A 7,750-nucleotide genomic window follows, 5' to 3' on the forward strand; every position below is an offset into this window, starting at 1 on the left:
TTTTTCTCCCGTTTCTGTTATAGTCGTATTGGTTATAGTCCCATAATATCCTATAGCCGAGGAAATAAATAATCTCTTTGATTTATCGTTCAAATGGGCTATACTTTCTGCGATAAATTTTGTAGTTATTACACGACTTTCCATTAAAACCTGTTTTCGCTTTTTTGTCCAGAAAGCATCAGCAATATTAGCACCACTTAAATGAATAAAAATATCCATATCTTTAATTAAGTTCAAATCTATAACCCTTTTATAAGGATCCCAAAATATCTCTCTTTCTTGTGAGGGCATCTCACGAACTAACTTATAACATAGAAAACCTTGATTACAAAGATGGGAGTATAGATGTTTCCCTACAAAACCTGAAGCACCGGATAGAAGTATTTTCATAGGTTATACCTTGTCTAAATTGATTGACATCTAACAGTTTATTATTTTACAATTATTAAATACAATGTTAAATAATAAATAATATAGTAAATCCTTCAGGAGTGATATTTCCATGTCAATAAATAAGGAATTAGATTTAGAACAACCTATACAAGATTTAAGACATGAGACTTTATTAAATATCGTAAGAACTGTAGCAGTATTATCAATTAAAGGAGAAGCATTTTTTCGCAAATATGGCTTAACAGATGCACAATTTAATGTTCTTTTTGCTCTCAAATATAAAAAGAGAAAATGGACACAATCAGATTTAGGTCGGCGTTTGGTTGTAACACGCGCCAGTATTACTTCAATTCTTGATAAGTTAGAGGCAAAAGGCTTGGTATTAAGAAATTCTGTAGAAGGAAATAGAAGAATACGGCATGTAGAACTTACTCCCGAAGGTTTAAACCTTGTTCGGAAAATGGAACCGATTTATAGGCGCAATATACATCGGATTTTTTCTTGCTTTTCTGATAAGGAATGTAATGAGATTATTAAATATATGGAAATTATCCGTGAGAGATTGATGACCGTTCCCTATTCAACAAAAGATAACATTTAACATTTTTAAGAAGAAAAATAAACAAACCAAGGTCTGAAAATTCTATGGCTATCCCCATAAAAAATATACGAGAAGAGGAAAAATTTAATTTATTAGGATTTTATTCATTACTTGCAACACAATTTCAAGGTGCATTTAGTGACAATGTATATAAACTAATAATTATCTTAAGTGTCCCCTTATTTCTTCCGCAAGACTCAGCATGGCATCGCTTTGTTACTCCTGTATGTACTGTATTGTTCAATTTACCATGGTTGCTTTTCCCTGCGTTAGCAGGTTCATTAGCAGACCGTTACTCAAAACAAAGAGTAACAGTATGGACAAAAGTATGGGAATTAGGTGTTATGCTGATGGGAGCCTTCTCTGTTTTTTTGAGGAGTTATCATTTATTATTATTTACTCTATTCCTTATGGCAATGCAAAGTGCTTTTTTTAGCCCTGCAAAATACGGGATTTTACCCGAAATCTTACCAGAGACCCGCTTATCATGGGGAAATGGCTTATTAAATTTATGGACATTCCTTGCCATTATTTTCGGAAATGCTGTGGGTGGATGGATGATAGAGGTGTTTAAAAACAATTTATATTTAGCCATGTTTTCAATGATAGGATTATCGTCTATGGGATTGCTTACCTCCCTATTGGTAACCTATGCACCTCCTGTTGAACCTACAAGAAAAATAGAAATCAATCCTTTTGCCGGTCTTTCAGGTTATTTCAAGATATTCTTTAAAGATAAGCAATTATTGCTTGCTATGTTAGGAATTACATATTTCTGGTTTGCGGGTGCCCTTCTTATGCAAAATATTGTAGAATACGGAAAAGTGGAGTTAAATAATGCAGGAGCGATAGGAACATTATTAGCATTAATAGCTATTGGTATTGCCTTAGGAAGTACTGCAGCAGGTTATTTTTCAAGAGGAAAAATTGAAACAGGATTGGTAGTAATTGGCAGCATCATTATGATATTCCTTTCTTTCTTATTATCAATTCCTGGACTTAGTTTGATTAAAATAACCATTTTAATGTTTGTTTTGGGATTTGGAGCAGGTTTATTTGATGTCCCAATGGCTTGTTTACTTCAACGACAAAGCCCGAATCAAGTTCGAGGCGCCATGATTGCTACAAGCAATTTGGTTACCTTTGGCGGAATGACTATTTCCGCAGCTTTGTTTATGTTGTTATTTAGTATCCTTAACTGTCCACCTCGATTTATATTTTTTGTTGCGGGAATACTTTCAATAGTTGTTTTAACTGTAATGATAAGGATAGAAAAAAATATGATACTACGCGCTATTCTCTGGATTTTAGACAGCACACTTTATAGGGTATTTGTCTCAAACAGAAACAGATTACCCGAAAAAGGTGGTGCCTTAATTGTATCAAATCATGTGTCTTTTGTAGATGTAATGGTCCTTTTTTATAGTTTTGACCGAAAGATTGTTTTTGTAGTTGGTGAAGATGTATTAAAAGTTCGATGGATGCGTTGGGTATCCAAGTTTTTAAATCTTATCTTAGTTCCCAATAATGCCACTATAAAAGATATTGAGGAAATAATCGTTAAGATACGGCAACAACTTGTTTTGGGTAATTGGGTGTGTGTCCCATGGGAGAAAAAATTCCATTCTTCTGGACCAGAAATGCCCTGGTATAAAGATTATAAGATACTTACACAAAACTTAGATGTTCCTATTATCCCTGTGTATATGGACCGCATAACGGAGGTTGTTTATAGGATAAGAGAAGGGAAAATAAAATGGGTATTGCCTGAAAAATGGCGCTATCCGATTTATGTCGAAATAGGGGAACCTGTCACAGAAACGAAAAATGGATATGAAATAAGAGAAAAAATACAGTTATTAAGTTCGGAATTATATAGAAGAAGACCCTACCCTTATAACTCTGAGTTACATCGTGCTTTTATTCATTGTGCAAGAAGAAATCCCTTCCATTTCTGTATGGCGGATGCACTAACAGGACATATCAGTTATTTTAAAGCATATATGGGTGCTTTGATATTAGGTAGAAAATTTAAAAAGATATTGGGCAATGAAAAAATGGTAGGTATTCTTGTTCCACCAACAATTGGAGGTGCTATTGTCAATATATCTCTACAAATTATGGGAAAAGTACCTGTAAACCTGAACTATACACAAAGTTCTGAAATTATAGCATCTTGTGTAAAGGCATGTGGGATTAAACATGTCCTAACTTCCCGAAAATTCTTAGAGCGTGTTAATATCAATGTGCCAGAAACAGCTGTTTATCTCGAAGATATCCGCGAAACTGTGACAACATGGGATAAAATTTGGGGTATATTAAGTGCTATATTTATGCCTATATATATGATTGAAAAATATTTCAGTGCGGACTCCCATAAAGAAGAAGACCTCGCGACTATTATTTTTTCAAGCGGAAGTGAAGGAAATCCCAAAGGCGTTATGCTCACTAAAAGAAACATTATGAGTCAGTCAGAATGCATAAAACGAGTAATCTGGCATGATAAAAATACCTGCGTTCTGGGATTTTTACCTTTCTTCCATTCATTCGGATTTACTGTAACTATCTGGTTACAACTTGCAAATGGTGTTCGTTGTGTATATCACCCCAATCCTCTTGAACCTAAGATAATCGGTGGACTTGCTCAAAAGTATCAAGCTCATATGTTATTAGCAACAAGTACATTTCTTCAGGGTTTTATTCGAAAATGCACCCCCGAAGAATTTAAAACTCTGCAAATTGTTATAGTAGGAGCCGAAAAATTACCAGACAGAATAAGAAAAGGATTTTATGAAAAATTTGGAATAGAACCCTTTGAGGGATATGGAGCAACAGAATGTTCACCTTTGGTTTCGACAAATTTACCAGATTTTGAAACACCTGGTTTTTTCAATCAATTTAATAAAGTAGGAACTATTGGAAAACCATTACCGGGTGTATCTGTAAGAATTACAAACCCTGATACAGGTGAAATTTTACCTATTGGCGAAGAAGGTATGCTTGAAGTTACAGGGCCTAATATTATGGCAGGTTATTTGAATATGCCTGAAAAAACAGAACAGGTATTAAGAGGAGAGTGGTATAGAACCGGAGATATAGCGAAAATTGACGAAGATGGTTATATAACAATTACAGATAGATTGGCACGATTCAGTAAAATTGCAGGCGAAATGATTTCCCACACACGCGTAGAAGAAGTATTACATGATTTATTAGGTTTAACAGAACTTAGTTTAGCAGTAACGGGAATTCCTGATGAACAGAAAGGGGAAAGAATAGTAGTTCTTCATACATTAGAACAAGAGCAAATAAATAAACTTATTGAACTAATAGATAAGTCAGAACTTCCCAACTTGTGGAGACCTCGACCTAATGCCTTTTATAAAGTGGAATCTATCCCTGTTCTGGGCACAGGTAAATTAGATATTCGAGCGGTTAAAAAGTTGGCTTTAGAAATGGATAAAAAGAACATATAAACTGAAATTTTATCGTTTTTTTGAAACGAAAATTGAATAAATGGTATAATATTATCGTAGTAATGAGAAGATGGAATAAATATAACCATAACTTAAAGGAGTAAGATTATGTTAAAAAGAACTTTAATTGCATTAACTTTTGTAATGTTAATCACATCGTTTGTTGTTTTAGCACAAGATGCTAATAAAGAAACAGAACAACCTGTTGGAGTTACGATTACAGGTGAAAATATAAGTCTTTTTGAGACTTATGCCAAAGGTGGAACCGCTTCTGCAAATTCGGCATTAGCCCAATTAAATGCACTGAAGGTTACAGAGGCAAAGGATGTAGATGGTAAAGCCCTTGACGATTTAAAAGAAAAGGTTTTGATTTACCTTCCTACAAAAGAAGCCGATAGTCTTCTAACTGGAAATCAAATGAGAGGGAAAACAGTAAAAATAATTGGAAAATTATTTAAACAAGCAAATGCAATATTGGTTGAAACTATTGAAGGTGGTGATAATAGTGGTGATGATTTCGATAAACTTCCTGTAGGTTCTAAGAGCCAATTACAAGTTTTGTAATCTGTTTTAATTAAATAAGAAATAGACATTACCTTTATCCGCAGATATATAAGTCTGCGGATTTTTTTTTTACCTCTTTTGATAAATTACTTAAAATAAACAAAGCAAAGAATTTAGTAAGAAAGAAGAATATAATGAAACCTTCCTAATAGAAAATATAGAGGGAGGATTTTGAGAATATTTAAAACTTCAGGGAGTTAGGTTTCAGAATGTTGTTATTAAATATTTAATTTCTTTTCTAACTTTTGCAAATTATCCTTAACTATAGTGTTATTGCAATTAATGCTTAACGCTTCTTCAAAGAATTTTTTAGCATAGGAGTATTCTCTATGTTCTGCACATAAAACCCCTGCATTGTTTAATATAACATCATCTTTCCCATAGTATTTTAGCCCATTATATATCAATTCTATAGCAGTGCTATTATCATTATTCCTGAAACAGTCTCTTGCTTTTGCCCATTGTATTTGAAGCCATATCAATGATGCAGACTGCCCCTTAATGTTGTTTTCTTTTATATATTTCCATTTGTATTTTTGCCAGTAAATTTCTGATTTGGGGACCACCTCATTTTCTCTTTGATAGCGATAAATAATACCTGCGGGAACCCATGTCCCTTTCTGTTTTGAAATAACTTTTATTTTATTTTCGGAATAAATAGGTCTGTCGGTATTATCTATCAGCCAACCAATCAATTCATTTTCATATCTACCTTTTGGGAAAGGTGCATATTTTGACCATTGTTTCCTATCCATTTTTTCAAATAATTCAGGGCTTAAATAACCATAAACTCTTGCTAATGTAATGTCCTTTCGAACACCTTCAACTTTTTGAAGATAAATTAATGGAAAACTTGCGTGGTCTGTATAAGGAATATAAATAGCATTAGGACTTAAAGAATTAAGGATATTTTCTCCAAATTCATGGGCAAACCAAAACTGTGAATAATCATTTACTTTATAATTTTTATACAGCGGAACAAAGGGAAGTAATAATATAAACAAAGAGGCAGTATAAATATAATATTTATTCTTTGAATAAGAAATTAACCCATCCATAACCCATGCTAACATAATCCCTAATGATAAACAATAACACAAATAAACAGGAATTCCAAAGACAGACATAACTTCTAACCACTCAATATCAAAATTAAAATTCTGAACCAGAATAGCTACAAAGCCTGTAGAAAAACCTAAAGAGAATAAGAGTAAACTCCATGCACGATGTTTAAAAAATATAAAGAAAAAGGATAATAGGGATAAGAAAAATAAAAGAGGAGAACCGAACTGAGAAAGTCCCATACCAAAGAAAACCTCACATTGTCTTAATAATCTGGGGAGACTTCTTGGATATTGTGTCAACATAAATGAATATTGTTTACGAGTTATTAAATTAAATAAATTAGTAAAATTCTCTGGATTACCCCAGTCTATCGGAGGGTTGGCTAAAGAACGGATGTAAAGATAGGAACAGACCAAACACCATGAGAATAAAATAATAATTATGCATAAGGAATATATTTTTATATATTGAAGGTTATTGGGATTTGTAAAAATAATAAAGGCTATCAAAAAAGGACCCACAACAAACATTGTATAATGATTTCCCAAACTTATTCCATAAATAAGAGATAGCCATAATAAATATTTAGGTTTATTTGTATCTTTCCATAAGCACAAAAAGTATAGGCATAGGATAATAAATAAAGAGTTAAGACTATAAACTTCTGTAATTACGGACTGTTCCCAAAATTCTAATGAAAACGCAAAAATAAGCGAACTACTGAAAGCAGATATTTTATTCTTAGTAAGTCTTAATATAAGAAAAAAAACGAAAAACACCGTGCAGGAAGCGAAAAAAGCAGAAGAAAGATTAACTCTCCACGCTATACTTCCGAAAGGAATATATACAAAAGGGTGTGATAGTAAACACCATGTTGGGTATCCCGGGGGATGGGGGATACCTAAAAAATACGAAGCAGTTATTAATTCTCCACTATCTTCTGCAGTTACAGTAGGTGCTAAGGTGGCAAAATAAACCAGAAATGAAAAGAGGAAAACAAAAACCCCCAACATAATATTTATTATGGAGGAGAAACGATTTCCTTTGATGCTCTCAAAACTTATTTTCTTCACCTCTGATAATTCTTTGGATATTAGAACGATGTTTATAAACTACTAAAATAGCTACCAAACAAGTAATAATTACAAATATAATATCATTTTTGTATAAGAACAAAGTCAATATAGCAAGTGTTATCGCAGAAGAAATAGAACCTACACTTACCATACGGGTAGAAAAGGCAAATATAAAAAATACAAGCCCTGCAATTAGTGTGGGAATAGGGGCAAGGGCAAGATATACACCTGTACCTGTGGCTACCCCTTTACCTCCTTTAAATAATAGAAAAATTGAAAACAAATGACCAAATATAGCAGATATACCTGTAAAAAGGGGGAGGTAGGAATATTCAGATAGAAATGTTTTTACTAAAATTACAGGAACAAATCCCTTTAAGGCATCCAACAGTAGAGCAATTGCTCCAGGAATTTTTCCTAACACTCGTAGGGCATTGGTAGCACCTATATTCCCACTACCATATTTTCTTATATCCTTTTTATAAAATAGAAGACCTATCCATAATCCCGTAGGAATTGACCCTAACAAGTAGGAAAAAAACATAGGTAGTATATAAAATAGTAATATAACCTTG

Annotated in this window: 6 protein-coding genes; 3 read left to right on the plus strand and 3 right to left on the minus strand. The window is 33.0% G+C overall.

Features of this window, described 5'->3' with window-relative positions; all coding sequences use genetic code 11:
* Positions 1-390: NAD-dependent epimerase/dehydratase family protein (locus PLA12_13975; GenBank protein HOQ33595.1), on the minus strand; the 390-nt coding region annotated here is incomplete at its 3' end.
* A gap of 112 nt (positions 391-502) precedes the next feature.
* Between PLA12_13975 and PLA12_13980 the strand changes: the two genes are divergently transcribed.
* The 3 genes from PLA12_13980 (at position 503) to PLA12_13990 (ending at position 5,034) form a co-directional block, all read left to right on the plus strand.
* A complete protein-coding gene (locus tag PLA12_13980; protein HOQ33596.1) occupies positions 503-994 on the plus strand; it encodes a MarR family transcriptional regulator in 492 nt (163 codons plus the stop codon).
* A 44-nt stretch (positions 995-1,038) separates the two neighbouring features.
* Positions 1,039-4,470 carry an MFS transporter gene (locus PLA12_13985; protein ID HOQ33597.1) on the plus strand — a complete coding sequence of 1,144 codons (3,432 nt, stop codon included), beginning with the start codon at positions 1,039-1,041 and terminating at the stop codon, positions 4,468-4,470.
* A gap of 108 nt (positions 4,471-4,578) precedes the next feature.
* Positions 4,579-5,034 (plus strand): hypothetical protein, encoded by a 456-nt coding sequence (locus PLA12_13990; protein HOQ33598.1) that lies wholly within the window; start codon positions 4,579-4,581, stop codon positions 5,032-5,034.
* A 218-nt stretch (positions 5,035-5,252) separates the two neighbouring features.
* Here the strand turns inward: PLA12_13990 and PLA12_13995 are convergent, their stop codons facing one another.
* Complete coding sequence (locus PLA12_13995) at positions 5,253-7,172, minus strand: DUF2723 domain-containing protein (GenBank protein ID HOQ33599.1); 1,920 nt, start codon at positions 7,170-7,172, stop codon at positions 5,253-5,255.
* A complete protein-coding gene (gene plsY / locus PLA12_14000) occupies positions 7,153-7,719 on the minus strand; it encodes a glycerol-3-phosphate 1-O-acyltransferase PlsY (protein ID HOQ33600.1) in 567 nt (188 codons plus the stop codon). Before plsY ends, PLA12_13995 begins: the two co-directional genes overlap by 20 nt.
* Positions 7,720-7,750 lie beyond the last annotated feature (31 nt).

It is taken from the genome of Candidatus Hydrogenedens sp. (assembly GCA_035378955.1).
Lineage (GTDB): Bacteria > Hydrogenedentota > Hydrogenedentia > Hydrogenedentales > Hydrogenedentaceae > Hydrogenedens.